At 51.5% G+C, this 15598-nt stretch carries 12 protein-coding genes; 7 read left to right on the top strand and 5 right to left on the bottom strand.

Annotated elements, in window-relative coordinates; genetic code table 11:
• The first annotated feature begins 83 nt into the window (after window positions 1–83).
• The 4 genes from cysM (at window position 84) to IE117_RS12890 (ending at window position 5012) form a co-directional block, all read left to right on the top strand.
• Window positions 84–956 (top strand): cysteine synthase CysM, encoded by an 873-nt coding sequence (cysM, locus tag IE117_RS12905; RefSeq protein WP_189564842.1) that lies wholly within the window; start codon window positions 84–86, stop codon window positions 954–956.
• A gap of 76 nt (window positions 957–1032) precedes the next feature.
• A complete protein-coding gene (zwf, locus tag IE117_RS12900) occupies window positions 1033–2541 on the top strand; it encodes a glucose-6-phosphate dehydrogenase (protein WP_189564840.1) in 1509 nt (502 codons plus the stop codon).
• Window positions 2542–2570: 29 nt separating this feature from the next.
• Complete coding sequence (locus IE117_RS12895; protein ID WP_189564838.1) at window positions 2571–3020, top strand: DUF4440 domain-containing protein; 450 nt, start codon at window positions 2571–2573, stop codon at window positions 3018–3020.
• Between the two features lie 138 nt (window positions 3021–3158).
• A complete protein-coding gene (locus tag IE117_RS12890) occupies window positions 3159–5012 on the top strand; it encodes a M61 family metallopeptidase (RefSeq protein WP_189564837.1) in 1854 nt (617 codons plus the stop codon).
• Window positions 5013–5076: 64 nt separating this feature from the next.
• On the opposite strand, the gene IE117_RS12885 is transcribed toward IE117_RS12890, so the two are convergent.
• The gene (locus IE117_RS12885; RefSeq protein WP_189564835.1) at window positions 5077–7536 is read right to left on the bottom strand and encodes an alpha/beta hydrolase-fold protein; all 2460 of its coding nucleotides are present in this window, start codon (window positions 7534–7536) and stop codon (window positions 5077–5079) included.
• A gap of 177 nt (window positions 7537–7713) precedes the next feature.
• Complete coding sequence (locus IE117_RS12880; protein ID WP_189564833.1) at window positions 7714–8988, bottom strand: acetyl-CoA hydrolase/transferase family protein; 1275 nt, start codon at window positions 8986–8988, stop codon at window positions 7714–7716.
• Window positions 8989–9139: 151 nt separating this feature from the next.
• On the opposite strand from IE117_RS12880, the gene IE117_RS12875 reads away from it, so the two are divergent.
• Window positions 9140–10477 (top strand): BNR repeat-containing protein, encoded by a 1338-nt coding sequence (locus IE117_RS12875; protein ID WP_189564831.1) that lies wholly within the window; start codon window positions 9140–9142, stop codon window positions 10475–10477.
• 8 nt (window positions 10478–10485) lie between these two features.
• Here the strand turns inward: IE117_RS12875 and IE117_RS12870 are convergent, their stop codons facing one another.
• Both IE117_RS12870 and IE117_RS12865 read right to left on the bottom strand, forming a co-directional pair.
• The gene (locus IE117_RS12870) at window positions 10486–10917 is read right to left on the bottom strand and encodes an EamA family transporter (RefSeq protein WP_189564829.1); all 432 of its coding nucleotides are present in this window, start codon (window positions 10915–10917) and stop codon (window positions 10486–10488) included.
• 141 nt (window positions 10918–11058) lie between these two features.
• A complete protein-coding gene (locus IE117_RS12865) occupies window positions 11059–12138 on the bottom strand; it encodes a hypothetical protein (protein ID WP_189564828.1) in 1080 nt (359 codons plus the stop codon).
• A 181-nt stretch (window positions 12139–12319) separates the two neighbouring features.
• Between IE117_RS12865 and IE117_RS12860 the strand changes: the two genes are divergently transcribed.
• Window positions 12320–12904, top strand: coding sequence for a hypothetical protein (locus IE117_RS12860; protein ID WP_189564826.1), 585 nt, complete (start codon window positions 12320–12322; stop codon window positions 12902–12904).
• Between the two features lie 21 nt (window positions 12905–12925).
• Window positions 12926–13441: a PRC-barrel domain-containing protein gene (locus IE117_RS12855; RefSeq protein ID WP_189564824.1), complete on the top strand. Its 516-nt coding sequence runs from the start codon at window positions 12926–12928 to the stop codon at window positions 13439–13441.
• Between the two features lie 116 nt (window positions 13442–13557).
• Here IE117_RS12855 and IE117_RS12850 read toward each other — a convergent pair whose 3' ends face one another.
• Window positions 13558–15507: a c-type cytochrome gene (locus tag IE117_RS12850; RefSeq protein WP_189564822.1), complete on the bottom strand. Its 1950-nt coding sequence runs from the start codon at window positions 15505–15507 to the stop codon at window positions 13558–13560.
• Window positions 15508–15598 lie beyond the last annotated feature (91 nt).

Genomic DNA, 15598 nt, shown 5'->3' with positions numbered 1-15598 from the left:
TGCATAATAGAGGGGTACATTAAGAGTCATGCTCCACAAATCAGCAATAAAAAAATCAACGCATCTATCAAATCCACAACGAAATGTCCTCCATCCTCGACCTCGTCGGTAATACGCCGCTCGTTGAACTCAAGCGCATCAATCCAAATCCCAATGTCACACTTTATGGTAAGCTGGAAGGAAACAACCCTGGCAGCAGTGTAAAGGACCGGGCTGCATTCAGCATGATCAAAGGGGCGCTGGACCGGGGAGAAATTAACAAGAACACGCGTCTGATCGAAGCCACAAGCGGCAACACCGGCATTGCACTGGCTATGATTGCCAGCATCTACGGCATCGACATTGAACTGGTGATGCCCGAGAACTCTACCCGCGAACGGATATTGACCATGGAAGCTTTTGGGGCCAAGGTAACCCTCACCGACGGGATCGAAAGTGCCCGCGACTACGCTGATGCCAAGTCGCTGGAGCCGGGCTATTTTATGCTCAATCAGTTTGCCAACCCCGACAACTGGAAGGCGCACTACCGCAGCACGGGCCCGGAAATCTGGAACGATACGCAGCAGCAGGTAACACACTTCGTGTCGTCGATGGGCACTACGGGCACCATTATGGGTACTTCGCGCTACCTTAAAGAGCAGAACCCCGACGTGCAGATTGTGGGCTGCCAGCCGACTGACGGCGCAAGCATTCCCGGCATCCGCAAGTGGCCGCAGGAGTACCTGCCCAAGATATTCGAACCCGGGCGTGTGGATCGTGTGATCGAAATTTCGGTGGAAAATGCTACTGCGATGACGCGCCGCCTGGCGCGGGAAGAAGGTGTATTTGCCGGAATGAGCAGTGGCGGAGCTGCCTGGGCCGCCGTGCAGTTGGCACAGGAGCTGGAATCAGGCACTATCGTGACGATCGTCTGCGACCGGGGCGACCGCTATCTGTCAAGTGATTTATTCGGTTGACAGCCGCTGAGTACACGGCGATTTTTAATTAAAAAAACAGCACTCGGAGTATCCACCCTGTATCTGAAAACTACTTATGTCGAAAAAAATAATTCCCAATCCCACCGTCTTTGTCATTTTTGGCGGCACGGGTGATCTCAATGCTCGCAAAATCACTCCGGCACTTTATAACCTGTACCTGGATGGCTGGCTACCGGATCAGTTTGCCGTGATCGGAACGGGGCGTACTGAGCTGACCGACGAGCAGTTCAGGGGCAACTTACTGGAAGGCGTGAATCGGTTTTCCCGGAAGGGAAAAGCAGATAAAAAAGTTTGGCAGGAGTTTGCGTCGCACATTTTTTATCAGGTTGCCAATGTGAAGGATGCCAAATCGTTCGACAAGTTTGCAGACCGGATCGCTAAACATAAGGAGGACTGGGAGCAGGAACCGTGTGTCGTCCACTACCTGGCGGTGTCGCCCGACTTTTTCCCGGTCATCGCCCAGAATATTGCCAAAAGTAAGCTCACGGACTTCCTGGCTACGACGCGCATCGTGGTCGAGAAGCCTTTCGGACGTGATCTGGATAGCGCGCGGGAGCTGAATGTCTTGCTACAATCCATTTTTGAAGAATCGCAAATCTACCGTATCGATCACTACCTCGGTAAGGAAACAGTCCAGAATATCCTGGCTTTCCGCTTTGCCAATGCCCTTTTTGAACCTACCTGGAACCGCAATTACATCGACAATGTCCAGATTTCGGTATCGGAGCAGCTGGGCATGGAAGGTCGGGGTAGTTACTATGACACTGCGGGCGCCCTGCGCGACATGGTGCAGAATCATCTCTTTCAGCTGCTATGTCTGGTAGCGATGGAGCCGCCCGTATCCTACGAAGCCGACGAGGTGCGCAACCGACGCGTGGACGTAGTGAACGCGCTGCGGAAAATAAGCCCCGAAGAAATAAGCGAGTATGCGGTGCGCGGACAATATGGCACAGGCTGGATTGAAGGCCAAAAAGTAGACAGCTATCGGCACGAAGAAGATGTACCGAAAGAATCGTCCCAAAACACTTACGCTGCTTTGAAGCTATTCGTAGACAACTGGCGTTGGAACGGTGTGCCCTTCTACCTGCGGACAGGCAAGCGAATGAGCGAAAAAAAGTCGGTAATCACCATTCAGTTTAAGCAAGTACCACACCAATCGTTTCCCGCCCAGGCAGCTGCCAACTGGCAACCCAACCGACTGATCATTGAGATACATCCCTGTGTCGGCATCCGTATCGAGTTTCAGGCCAAGCGGCCGGGGCCGGAAATGCTGCTTTCACCGGTTAACATGCATTTCAACTACGACGAATTCGACGAGGCCGATACTCCCGAAGCCTACGAAACCCTACTGCTCGATATCATGGAAGGGGACTCCACGCTCTTTATGCGGGCAGACCAGGTGGAGGCCGCCTGGCGGGCACTTATGCCCATCGTTGATGCCTGGGACAATACGCCGGCAGCCGGTTTTCCCAATTACGAGTCGGGTAGTTGGGGGCCAGCAGAAGCCGATGCACTCATCGCCAAAGATGGCCATAGCTGGGCGTCTGCGCCAATCAAAGGCTAATCCATTGCTCATCCACTGAACCCCATCCCATGAAAATTCTAATCCTCACTTGCCTCATCGCTGGCTTCTCGCTGCCAGATGCCATTGGACAGAGTTCCGGCAAAGGAACGAAGCAGGGCCAGGCCATCCATGAGCTGATAGACGATTACTCCCGGGCCAGAGAGAATCAGGACACTACCCTGCTGAGAAGCATTCTGAGCGCTGATGTGGACCAACTCGTTTCGACCGGTGAATGGCGGGAGGGCATCGAAGGCTCGATGGCAGGAATGGTTCGCAGCACCGGAAGCAATCCCGGCACGCGTACTCTTACCGTTGAGAAATTGCGCTTCATCGGGACAAAAAGTGCCATTGCCGACGCCCGTTACGTTATCCAGAATCCCGATGGTACCAGACGGGAAATGTGGAGCACCTTCGTGGTGGTGAATGCGAAGGGTGGGTGGAAGATTACGGCCATCCGAAACATGCTGCCCGCACGGTAAACGCCTGTGAATATCCATTCATAAATGGATTCTTTATCAACTACCAGAACCCAAACACAATACCTTTCTGTTTACTTTGCGTTTTTAGTTCCGATAGGAGAACTGAAACGCGTATCTAACCAACCCCATTTTTTAATAATGAAGAAAGCGCAGTATTTATTCCTGACACTGCTGGTAGCCAGCTTGACGGGATTTGCCCAAAAAGAATATAATTTCTCCGTTGACCTGACCAAACCCCTGGACGACAAACTGACCGTCGAACTGGAAACGCCATCGGTTCGGGGTAAGTCCATTCTTTATCATCTGCCCAAGATCGTACCGGGTACTTATTCGATAAACAACTACGGTTCTTATGCCACCAACTTCAAGGCTTTCGACAAGAAAGGACGGGAGTTGAAAGTGGAGAAGATCGACAAGAACAGCTGGAAAATTTCAAAGCCCAGGAAACTGTCCCGGCTTTCGTACCAGATCGACGACACCTGGGACACGCCCGAAATTGAGGAGGATGTTTTTGAACCCAGCGGTACCAACATTGATGAAGACAAGGTGTTTGTGCTGAATACCTTCGGTTTGTTCGGATATTTCCAGGGCATGGACCGGCTGCCCTACCGGGTGAACATCACCAAACCCGCTGGTTTTTATGGCTCCACCCCGCTGATCAACCAAAACAAAGGAGGAAATCAGGATTTGTTTGTTACGAAAGACTATCATGAGCTGGCAGACTCCCCCATGATGTACAACCGGCCCGACACCGTTTGGCTGAAAGTGGGGAATGCGGACATTCTGGTGTCGGTGTTTTCACCCAACGACAAGTTTGCTACCAAAGATCTGGCGGCGGATATCAAGCCCACGCTGGAGGCGCAAAAAGACTATATGGGCGGTACGCTGCCGATCGACAAGTATGCTTTCATCATTTACATGTCCGATGACAAAAACCTGACGCGATACGGAGCGCTGGAGCATTCGCAATCTTCCTTCTATTATCTACCCGAGACGTTTTCAGAAGCGCAGTTGTCCAAGTCCATCAAGGATATCGCCGCCCACGAATTTTTTCACATCCTGACCCCCCTGAACATTCACAGCGAAGAGATCGGCGACTTCGACTTCATCGATCCGAAAATGTCGAGGCACCTGTGGCTGTACGAAGGACTGACGGAATACGCCGCCCACCATGCACAGTTGCGGGCCGGTATCATTGACTTGACTACCTACCTGGACAGACAGGCCGACAAGGTGGAGAACTCCCGGACGCGCTACACCGACACACTTTCCTTCACGGCCATGTCGAGCGACGTGCTTGAGAAATATAAGGACGAGTATTCCAATGTGTATGAAAAGGGAGCATTGATCGGGTTAAGTCTGGATTTGAAACTCCGCCAGCTGTCCGGCGGCAAGTACGGCACCCAGGATTTGCTGCGCGACCTGGCCAAGACCTACGGCAAGGACAAGTCATTCAAAGACGAAGAATTGTTTGACAAAATTACCGAGCTGACATTTCCTGAAATGCGTGACTTTTTCCGTCGTTACGTGGAAGGCGGCGAACCGCTTCCGCTGAAAGAACTGTTCTCGGCCATCGGTATAGATTATGACCCAGAAGGCCAGAAAAAGGAAGTGGAGAAGGCTTTTGGTGTGAGCTTTGCCCTGGTGCCCGGCACCCGAAGCATCTTGATCTCCAGCACCGATCAGGCCACTGACCTCGGCCAGCGGCTGGGCGTTGAGCAAATGGACCAAATCGTGCTGCTTAACGATCAGCCTTTCGACGCAGATACCTATTCGACCGTGCTGCAGGACTACGACGAAAACTTCAAGCTTGGAGACGAGGTGTCTTTCACCGTAAAGCGCAAGATGCCGGACAACTCGATCAACGAGGTAAAACTCACCGCCGATTTACGGGAAGCCACGGTTACCTACCCCACCTTCATGCCTAAGGGCGCCCCTACTCCGCAGCAACTGCAGCTTCGGGAAAGCTGGATGGGACGCATGCCGCAGTAGTCATCCCACGGATGTAGTTTACAAAGTACCCTTAGTCTGCAAGCACAGACTAAGGGTACTTTTTTTATTCTGCCACTACCATGCCCGCCTTCTGCAATGACCAGTCATTGCCATAAAATCCGGCCATTTTCACTCCTGACACACCATCCCGCAGCATGTCGTTGGAAAATATCATGAAATCGGGAAAGCCGCTGCCGCCACTGAAATACTGGTTGGCATTGGAGGCACTCAAACCCTTGAGTCCCGTGCCGCTGACCACGGCTATTGACGCCGTCTCGCTATCCTGGCGTGGCCACATAAAATAAGCCGCCAGATCAGTGCCCGTAAAAGTGTTGTTCCCGGCGCTGATTCCACCATTGGTCACTTTGATTGGGCAGCCGGACAGCAGCTCCGGCCAAGCCGAGTTGGTATCGGCGTTTCCATACAGTACTACGCCTTGGTCAGGGTACTTTTTGGGATCAAAGTCAGTGTCTTTGATCAGGTCTATCGCACCATTGCCCCGGTAGTACCACGATTCCGCATCGAACTTTGCCTTATCTGCTGCCCAGGCGCTTTCCTGGGCACTGCCCTGCGTGCCATATACGAATACCATACGGTGATTGAATGGCTCCTTGAAAGTACCGGACCGATGGATGCCCTTTTCGCGGGCATTGGGAGCTGATGATATTTTCCATTGGTCACCTTTCTCTAAAAAGATCGTTTCGTTCTGACTCTTTACCGTGTAAGGGAGTGCGCTGAGGCTGTCCAGATCGATCTGTATTTCTGTCCCCGCTTCAAAGGCCTCCAGATCCAGCGACATCGCAGCGACGTTCTGCGTGGTGCCAGAAACCCGCTTTTTTTCCTTATCCAGGTCCAGCTGAATAGTACTGAATAGCAAAGGTTCCTGCTGCTGGTGGATGGTAGCCCATTTCATGCGGCCGGAAATACCAGGATTGCCGGTGGTGAAGTCCAAGTAGGCCACTGCCGTATCCCGGGCAAGGGTGTGCCAGCTAAAAAAATCAAAGATAGGGGGCCAATCCACACTGATGTCGCCGTACCAGTGGCTGCCGCCGGGATATTCGTAATAGCTAAAATCCGGGTGAAATGTGGCCAACAGGTTTTTCATCTGTCGGGCGTACTCTACAGACACCGTTCGGTCGGCATCGCCGTGGTTGATGTAAACACCCAATGCCTTGTAGTTTTTGGCCAGGGCCAGTACGTTGCTCGGGTTACTGGCCCGCAACAGCATGGCTTCCATTGGCGAGCCTGCGCTGTCCGGAATCATACCGTCATGGGAGCCGTAGGAAGACAAGGTCGGATACCCCGCGCAGGGCGCAATGGCAGCCCAGTTGCCGGGATAGGTTGCCCCCAGAAACCAGGTACCGTGGCCGCCCATCGAGTGCCCGGTCAGGTATATCTTTTCGGGATCGGGCGCAAATGTTTGTTTGGCAATTCCCAGCACTTCGAGCGCGTCCAGGCGGCCCCAGTCTTCCCAGTTGAACCCCCGGGGACGACGATTCGTCGGAGCCACCAGCACGCCCCAGTCTTTGGATTTGTAAGCCCGCGCCTGATTGATGGCAGGTACTTCGGCCCCGTGTACAGAAAAGAAAAGCGCTGGCGCGACGCCGGGCTTGGGGTCAAGCTGAGGAGCCACGGAATAGTACTGCACGCTGCCGTCCATCTCGCTGACGAAAGTGCGGCTGTAATGCTTGCCGGGGGCGATGGTTTCGAGTTCTACCGATTTCGTATCAATCGTCTTTCCGTTTTGGGCCAGTACCAGACTGACCGACTGCTTGCCAATCGTTCCGGCTTTGCTACCATCGATCAAAGCCCCGACCTTCCGCATGCCCAGCGCCGGAATTTCCGGTACTGAAACCGTCATTTTACGTCCAAGTACCTCAGAAGACAAGGTCAGGGCGGATAGCGGCTGGTTGGTGATGTTGGCAACGACTATCCCCACCCAGAGCGAATCATTTTTCAGTCCCGGCACCACATGTGGCATCGTCACATCGGCGGGGTTGAGATATACGTTTTTCGTGGGAAAATCCAGCTTGGCGACAATCCCGCCGTACCTTCCGAAGCGCCCTACGCGAACGTAAAACTCGTTTTTGCCCTTTTTCAGTTCTACAGGAATATCCATCCAGCCGTAACGGTAGATATCGCCGCCGTGGGGCGATCCGTTCACATAGACCATGTCGTTGCCCGTCACATTGAGCAAAGCCGTTTGCTTCTTTTTTGAATTGTAAGTGAAATAGAGGTAGCCATTGGCCAACTCACGGCTTCTGAAACGATGCAGGCTATCGGCCTTGATTGCTTCCCAGGTCACTTTTTCTCCCGAAAGGTTGGAGAGGATGTCATTCTGGCCGGGCGTTGCGAGGGTGCCGTTATTCAAATCGTACGCCAACAGGTCTTTGTAAATCGCCTCGCGCCCGTACTGGTGCAGGCCCCCGGCGGCTAATCCTTCGGAAAAGTAATGCGTATTTTGGGAGAGTGCGGCGGTGAAAGATGAAATAAAAAGTAGTAATCCGAGAGAAAGAAATTTCATAATAATCGGCAGACGTTTTTTTTTGACAGGGAATTCAGAAAGTGGTCTTTGACGAAATATAGGCCGAAAAAAGGGAAGCAGAAAATTGGACCTTTGATATTTTAAACAATTTCTGCCCCCGCTATTGGAGCTGATAGCAATAATCCTTTCTGATTTCTTGCTTGCTCTGGAATGCTCCTACGCCTTGAACCGCTCAAAAGCAGCGCGCTCCAGCGCTTCCTGGTGATCAGGATGCGCAATAGCGATGAGAGCCTGGGCGCTTTGCTTCAGCGTTTTCCCGTAAAGGTTGGCTACGCCGTACTCCGTCACGATGTAGTGAACATGGGCGCGGGTGGTGACTACCCCGGCACCCGGTTTCAAGAGGGGTACGATCTTGGATTCACCGCGCGAAGTCACTGAGGGCAACGCTATGATGGGTTTCCCTCCTTTCGATAAAGATGCCCCCCGCATGAAATCCATTTGTCCGCCTACCCCGGAATACAACCTTGTTCCGATCGAATCGGCACAGACTTGTCCTGTGAGGTCTATCTCGATCGCGCTATTGATGGCCGTCACTTTGGGATTGCTGCGGATTACGGCAGTATCGTTGGTATAAGAAGCTTCCAGCATTGAAAGCAAGGGATTGTCATGCATAAAATCGTAGAGCCGCTGACTACCTACCGCGAAGCTCGACACCAGTTTGCCGCGGTATTTTTTCTTTTCCACGCCCGTGATTACTCCTGATTCGACCAGTTCAATGATGCCGTCGGAGAACATTTCCGTATGCAGTCCCAGGTTCTTGTGGTTGTTGAGATAGCGCAAGGTGGCGTTCGGAATACCGCCGATGCCTACCTGCAATGTGGCCCCGTCCTCCACAAGCCCGGACACGTGACGGCCGATAGCCATCTCCGTTGCCGATGGCTCTGATGGCTCGTGGGTGTAAATGGGCGACTCGTGGTAGCAAAGGGTGGTGAAGCGGCTCACGTGTACCTGACCGTCGCCGTGGGTGCGTGGCATGTGGGGATTGACCAGGGCAATCACCTTGCGGGCGGTATCGACAGCAGCCCTAGCCACGTCCACCGATACGCCCAACGAGCAGAAGCCGTGTGCGTCTGGCGGCGAAACCTGCACAAGGGCCACATCAAGCGGCCAGATATTATTGCGGAACAACAGCGGCGCTTCGCTCAGAAAAATGGGCAGATAACTGGCCCGGCCCGATGCTACGGCCTCCCTCAGATTGGCCCCGATGAACAATGCGTTGGGATGGAAAGATTGTTCGTGACCGGGATCGACCAGGGGCATCGGGCCTTCGAGATGCAAATGGATGGTCTGAACGTTGCGCAACTCATTGGCGCGCTGCGCCAGTGCCTCAAGTAATAAAGTAGGCGTAGCGGCACCAGCGTGGATAAAAACGCGGTCGTTGCTGCGGATTAGCTTTACTGCCTCGGATGCTTCTACGTAAGGATATTTCATAGATAAAGTGAATTTGGATGCAAAATCGTTGCGCGAATTTCTTGCCTGCAAAACAGCGCAATTTCTATCCCAACCTTAATGAGCAAAATCATGTTTCGCAAAAATCATTTTCCAGGCAATTAGATAGGCTCGCCGTTCCTCTTCTTACGGAATGAAAAGAGCCTTTATTCTTCCGATACTACTCCTGTTTTTTGTCCGGTTTGGTTTTTGCCAAAAACGGCCCAATGCCGAAGGTTTTGAAATTATTCCGGTTGCCAAAGTATGGTCGGGCCACTCGGTAGGCTTCGATTTACTGACGACCGATAAGTTTCAGTACGTCGGCTATTACGACGAAGGACAAAATATGGTGATCGCCCAACGCCCGCTTGGCTCCAGACAATGGAAGAAAACCGTACTGCCCACCAAAGTCGGTTGGGATAGCCACAACTATATCGAGATGGCAGTAGACCGCGATGGGTACCTGCATGTGTCGGGAAACATGCACGCGGTGCCGCTGATTTACTTTCGCTCGGAGCAGCCTGAAAACATCGACCAATTTATAAAATTGCCAATGACAGGGAAACGCGAGGAGCGGGTAACCTACCCGATATTCCTCAAAAACAAGTCAGGCGACCTCTATTTTCAGTATCGCGATGGCGGAAGCGGAAACGGCACTACACTTTACAACCGGTACGACCCCGCCAGCAAGACCTGGCAGCCCCTGTTTGATACCCCCTTCTTTGACGGCGAAGAGGAAGCCAGTGCCTATATGAGCCTCCCCACTCTGGGGCCGGATGACTACTTCTACATCGTCTGGATGTGGCGTCAGACTCCCACTGCCAATACCTGTCACAATATCTCGCTTGTCCGTAGTCGCGATCTATTAAGCTGGGAAACCGTCCAGGGCCAACCCATCGAACTACCGATTCAATGGCGCAACAGGAGCCCGATCGTCGTCCCCATCGGCCCATGGAACGGCCTGACCAACATGGCCTATAATGTCGGTTGGGATCAGGATAAAAAACCCTGCATCGTTTATCACCAGTACGACCCGCAGGGCATAAGCCAGATTTTTGTGGCCCGCTGGGAGAAAGATGGTGAGCAGGCAGGCAACTGGCACACGCAGCAGATCAGCCACTGGCCTGATTTCACCTGGGCACTGGATGAGCGGGGTTCGATAAAAAAGTCAATTCATATTTCCAATGCAAAACCAACTGCCGATGGCCGGCTGGCAGTGAGTTACGACCATGAGAAATTTGGAAAAGGTACCTGGCTCCTTAACCACGAAACCTTGCAGACTGAAAAAGAAGTGAAGGAAGACACTCAACCAGTGGGAGCAAGATTACCGCAAATCGTTTTGAACAAAGACATGGAGGCCAGAACCAAGACGGACAACACCGGACAATACATAATGCGCTGGCAAACCCTTCCCGTCAATCAGGATCGTCCACGCCCCGACCCTGTTCCGGCCCCAACCGACCTGGTAATCTATGAGATCGAAAAAAAATAAAAAGTCCTCTACTCGGCCGAAGATTGTGAGAAGCTGATAAGGATCGCACCTCCGATCATCAGCACTATTCCCACCACGACCTGCCAGTTGAGTTTTTCTTTGAGAAAGAAAACAGCGAAACCCACGGCAAATACCAGTGATAGCCTTTCCAGCGAACTCACCAGCGAGGCGTCGCCCATTTTGAGTGCTTTGAAAGAGAGCAAGGATGAAAGCGTGGTGGCAATCCCTGCCCCAATCAGGAAAAACCAGGTGCGCTTATCAATGCTGATCAGGGCTGAACTCTGTTTCTGCCAAAACACGACCGACCAGGAAATCAACAATATAAGTACGGATTGCACGGCGAACGCCAGGGACGAATCCATATCTTTGATGCCCGCTTTAGAAAGTACCACGGCGGCACCGGCGGCCAATGCCGCCAACAGGGCAAAAACGATCCACATAAATTAATAGGTATGAAAATGGACAATGGTAGTTTCAATGTTCTTTGCAACCGAACATTCCTCACCGGAAAAAGTTTTGCCAGGCAGCCGAGAAGTGAAAGAAGCTGCAGCAATTGAAAATCGATATGCGAGAGGATAACCTTAATCTGCCGTCTCCTGCTGATAAGCCTTGATGCCCTTAATCCAATCTCTGAACCACCCCTCTCTGCGCTGCTTTGAGTCGTTAAGGTCTCTTTGAGTGCGTTCTATTTCTTCCCGCACCATCTTCCTGAAACGCTTGAACCTGCGCTCGTTGAACTTTCCGTCGAAACCAAAGAAATTTTCAAATAACCATTTGTTGGTGAATTTCAGGTAGCTGACTTCCTGCTGTATTTCATCAAGCTGTTTTTGCAGAATTCTGGTATATCGTTTGAGCATATCCTCAGCCAAGGTTTTCGCATCCATTTCTTCTTCCTCCAGCAGCTCGATCTGTAATTTCAACAAGGTCAGAAAATCGCTTTCTTCATAAACGCTGGTAATTTGCTGGATGAGTTCCGTTTTCCGGATCCTGGCGGCTTCGTCTGTCTCGCGGTCTGGATGGTACTTTTTCACCAGCCTCAAATAGATTGCCCGAGCGTCCTGTAACATTGCCCGTTGCTGTCTGCTCACTTTTTGCTTCGCAGCTGGATCAAAGTTTTTGAGATCTTCGGCGTCCTTCGCTTCCTGCTTCTCAGCCTGCTTTTTGCGTATTTCTTCGCCGTGTTCATTAAGAAAATTATCCACGCCGACATCCAGCATTTCCTGTACATCGATGTCGATGCCAAACTCATCGCGAAACCGTTGTGCTATTGGAGCAAGTACCTTCGCATCAGATTTTAAAGGCTCGCCCGCGTATTTTTCAAACAGCTCCCCAAGCTCCATATCGCCGAATCCGACGCGATCAAGTACCTCTGCCGCCTGTTCAGTCATGAATTCCTGAAAATATCCGCGCTCGTGTTTCCCGATACCAAACTCATCGGCTAGCTCGTCCAACCGAAACAACCTTTTCCGGATAAGGTGGTCGCGGTCGGTTAACAGTGGCCGTATCTGGCTTTGGATGCGCGGTATTGCCACGCGCAATCCCTCTTCCAAATTTCTCCGACTGGCCTGGATGTCTTCAATTCTTTCAAGAAGTTCTTCGTAGCGCTTCAATAGCCGCGACTTCGTACTGGTTCGTTTCTTAACGACTAAGTCTTTTTGCATCAGGGTGATCAGCCTCCTTGTAAGTTTTTGCAAAAATAGGATTATGACATCGCAAAACCTTCGTAGACAAACACAAGAGCGGAATAAGTGTTCAGCTATGACTTTTTGTCAAATCCTTTGGTACAGTTTTTTACCCCCTGTATATAACCAATTTAAATTTTTCGTATAACTAAATTCGATTATGGCTGAAATAAAAATAGAAAAGAAACCGCCCGTGTGGCCCTGGATACTTTTAGGACTTCTTTTATTGGGATTTCTCGTGTACTGGTTTGCGCTCCGGGATCAGGACACCGACGACAGAATGGGAATGGAAGAGGTGGAGAATACCGAAATGGTCACTACCAATGAAACCGGCCCAGTAGCGGAGTACATTGCGCTTCTGGATAACGATACCGAGCCGATGGGGCTAGATCATGAGTTCACCAACGAAGCTCTAATGAAGCTCACCGCTGCCGCACAGGCTGTTGCCGACCAGTCGGACTATGATATAACGGCCGATTTGGATCAGGTTAGAGAATACGCCAATAAGATAGAGGTCGATCCCTTTGAAACTACCCATGCCAATAGCATTCGCAAGGCATCTGAGATACTGGCCGGTTCGCTCCACAAAATGCAGGAGGCCAAATTTCCCCAGTTGGCTAACGAAGCCCAAAGTGTGGTAAGCGCTGCCGACAAGATCGATCCGGACGTTTTGACCCTCGATCAAAAGCCAGCCGTGAAGGGTTTTTTCAACGAAGCGGCGAGCCTATTGCGAAGAATGAATTGAAAAACTTAAAATCAGATTATTATGAGTGATAAAGAAAAGGATTTGCATTATCTGGACGACATGTCCGACTATAAGGTGGCTGATGGCTACACCGATCCGCGTGGATGGGAAGTAAAAGATACCGATGGACGCATTGTAGGCAAGGTGGATGGAATGCTCGCCAGCAAACGCGCTGAACGGGTAGTTTACATTGATGTTGAAGTGGATGAAAGCATTATTGAAAAAGGCCATGAAAAACTAGGCGACTCCGCCAGTGAGGGGGTGCACGAATTCATTAATGAAGATGGAGACACCCATCTGATCGTTCCGATCGGCATGGTGCAGCTTGACGATGAGAACAAAAGTGTGATGTCCAACCAGATTACCCACGACACTTTTGCCAAAGCCAGCAGGCGCGTGAAAGGTGCTGACTTCGACCGCAATTACGAAGTGGAGTTGTACCGTCTTTACGTCAATGACAACGACGAAGGACTGGCCGTGCCGCTGACCGACGACGATGATTTTTATGACCGCCAGGAGTTCATTTATTCCGCATAGGTGAGTTGGTTTGCGAAGCCAGTTATTTTGGGCTTTGTGATCACGCCGTTCTTATTGCAAAAGAGGGAAACCCGTTACGGGTTTCCCTCTTTTGCGTTGAAAGTACCTCTAAGTGACTACTTGTCCAGCGAATTAATCCAGGCCGCTATTTTTAGTGCCTCGTCCTTTGGCACTTGTGGCATTGCAGCCATTGGTGTGGTATAATCGGGCCAGTTTTCAGGCTTGGGATTATAGATCAGGTCTACGATCTTCTCGTTGGAATATTTCCGTTTGGCAACGTCCTGATAAGCCGGGCCAACTACCCGCTTGTCAGCAGCGTGGCAGGCCAGACAGGTGTTGCGCTGCAAAAGAGGCTTGATCTCTTCGTAAGTAGGTACCGATGCCACCGAAGCCGCAGCCCCAGGTTGATTCTTGCCATCAGGCGATACCAAGTCCATAGTCGACTTCATGTCGGCAGAGGCCTGCTTCTCGCCCGTGCGGGTACCTTTCAGTTCCGACACTTTCATTTTTTCGCCCTCCGGAATATTGTTCAGGGTATAGTAAGCCGACGGATGCACCAGTGAGTAATAGCTGTCGGCGGCACGGATACCGTTGAGATTCAGATGATGCACATAGTAACGACGCAATGGTCCGTCCGCCACAATACGGATGGTCTTGCCATCGTCCGAAACCTTCACGCCCTTGATCGCGACTTTCTCGGTGTTGGTAGGCGGGCTGCCATACACTGCATGGTACTTATAAATAAAGCTGCTGATTTCGTAAGAATTAAGATTCTCGGCCGATGCACGGTCCACAGGCATGGTGAAGTTTATTTCAAACCCATCGGGTTTGGCTTTAACCGAATACATCTCGAAGGGCATCTTGCCGTTCCAGACCAGCCGCTGCAAGCCCTGGTTGGCGTCACCCGCCGAACCCCAGCCCCGGTTGGTCTCACCCACGAACATGGAACCGTCCTTACCGTAGGTCATCCGCAATACACCAGACTGGAAATTGCTCCGAAAGTCGAAAGCCGCCCCCTGATACTCACCGTTCACTTTTTCCAGAAAGACCCGCATGATTTTGCTTTGTCCCTGGTCGCCTACGAAGAGTTGGCCGGCAAACGGCCCGAACTTACCATCGGTGTTATCCTTCACAATTTCCGAAGTAGAGATACCATGGATACCGTAAGGCAGCCACACAGCGGGTAGCTTTACCGATTCAGGAAACTTCTCCTTCAACATATAAAGGAACTTTGGGTCTTTTTCGTCGGCAATATTTTCGGGCTTGATGTAACGACCGTTTTTGTCCTTCACCTGGCGGTTGTCCATGAAGGAGAAAAACTGTTTTTCGGATAATTTAACCGGAGAATTGGGCATACCAGCCCATTTCAACCCGGCGGGATGGCCCATAAAATCACCTTTGTCCACTTTCCAGATTCCGCCCGATCCCATCCAGTCGCCCTGGTTATCGGTATAGAAAAGTTCGCCGTCGATCATACTGATACCAGCCGGGGAACGCACACCGGTGGCGTAAGGCTCGTACTTGCCGTCGGGCGTAATGCGGAAAATCCACCCCCGGCCCGGTACGCGGCTTTCGCCCCGCCACCATTCCTCGTTGCCAAAGGCCACATTCCCGCTCACGAAGAAGCTGCCGTCCGGCGCAATCTTAGGTCCGAATGAATACTCGTGATAGTGTCCCGACACGGGCCAGGAATAAACTGTCTCGTAAATCTCGGCTTTGCCATCTCCGTTTTTGTCGATCAGTTTGGTCAATTCACCACGCTGAGCGCAGTAAAGTGCCCCATCCTTCCAGGCCAAACCCAGAATTTCGTGCAGTCCCGAGGCAAACTTTCGGAAATACGGCTTGTTGCTCGTCGGATTGTCCATGATCAGCACATCACCCCGGCGGGTGGCCATCGCGATAGAGCCATTGGGCAAGGTCGTCAGCCCACCGACTTCCAGTATTAAGCCTTCGGGAATTGGCGGCGTAAGTATTTTGTAATAATCCTCTTCAGTAGGTGTTTCCTGGGCGAGTGCGAAGGTGCAGCTTACCAGGAATAATAGGGTGGTTTTTAAGAATTGTCGCATATGATAATTTGGAATGTCGGAATTAGTGAATATAGGAATATGGAATAGCTGGCGAAAGCAATATTCCCCATTCCAAATTCACTAATTCCAA

The organism is Persicitalea jodogahamensis (genome assembly GCF_014651615.1).
Taxonomy (GTDB): domain Bacteria; phylum Bacteroidota; class Bacteroidia; order Cytophagales; family Spirosomataceae; genus Persicitalea; species Persicitalea jodogahamensis.
Note: the sequence above shows the minus strand (reverse complement) of the source record. Positions and strands in the feature narration are given on the sequence as shown.

Bases quoted from the DNA above. Each gene is read 5' to 3' on its own strand.
- cysM (WP_189564842.1), top strand. From the start codon at position 84: ATGTCCTCCATCCTCGACCTCGTCGGTAATACGCCGCTCGTTGAACTC.
- IE117_RS12885 (WP_189564835.1), bottom strand. From the start codon at position 7,536: ATGAAATTTCTTTCTCTCGGATTACTACTTTTTATTTCATCTTTCACC.
- IE117_RS12860 (WP_189564826.1), top strand. From the start codon at position 12,320: ATGGCTGAAATAAAAATAGAAAAGAAACCGCCCGTGTGGCCCTGGATA.
- IE117_RS12895 (WP_189564838.1), top strand. From the start codon at position 2,571: ATGAAAATTCTAATCCTCACTTGCCTCATCGCTGGCTTCTCGCTGCCA.
- IE117_RS12880 (WP_189564833.1), bottom strand. From the start codon at position 8,988: ATGAAATATCCTTACGTAGAAGCATCCGAGGCAGTAAAGCTAATCCGC.
- IE117_RS12855 (WP_189564824.1), top strand. From the start codon at position 12,926: ATGAGTGATAAAGAAAAGGATTTGCATTATCTGGACGACATGTCCGAC.
- IE117_RS12850 (WP_189564822.1), bottom strand. From the start codon at position 15,507: ATGCGACAATTCTTAAAAACCACCCTATTATTCCTGGTAAGCTGCACC.
- IE117_RS12875 (WP_189564831.1), top strand. From the start codon at position 9,140: ATGAAAAGAGCCTTTATTCTTCCGATACTACTCCTGTTTTTTGTCCGG.
- IE117_RS12890 (WP_189564837.1), top strand. From the start codon at position 3,159: ATGAAGAAAGCGCAGTATTTATTCCTGACACTGCTGGTAGCCAGCTTG.
- IE117_RS12865 (WP_189564828.1), bottom strand. From the start codon at position 12,138: ATGCAAAAAGACTTAGTCGTTAAGAAACGAACCAGTACGAAGTCGCGG.
- zwf (WP_189564840.1), top strand. From the start codon at position 1,033: ATGTCGAAAAAAATAATTCCCAATCCCACCGTCTTTGTCATTTTTGGC.
- IE117_RS12870 (WP_189564829.1), bottom strand. From the start codon at position 10,917: ATGTGGATCGTTTTTGCCCTGTTGGCGGCATTGGCCGCCGGTGCCGCC.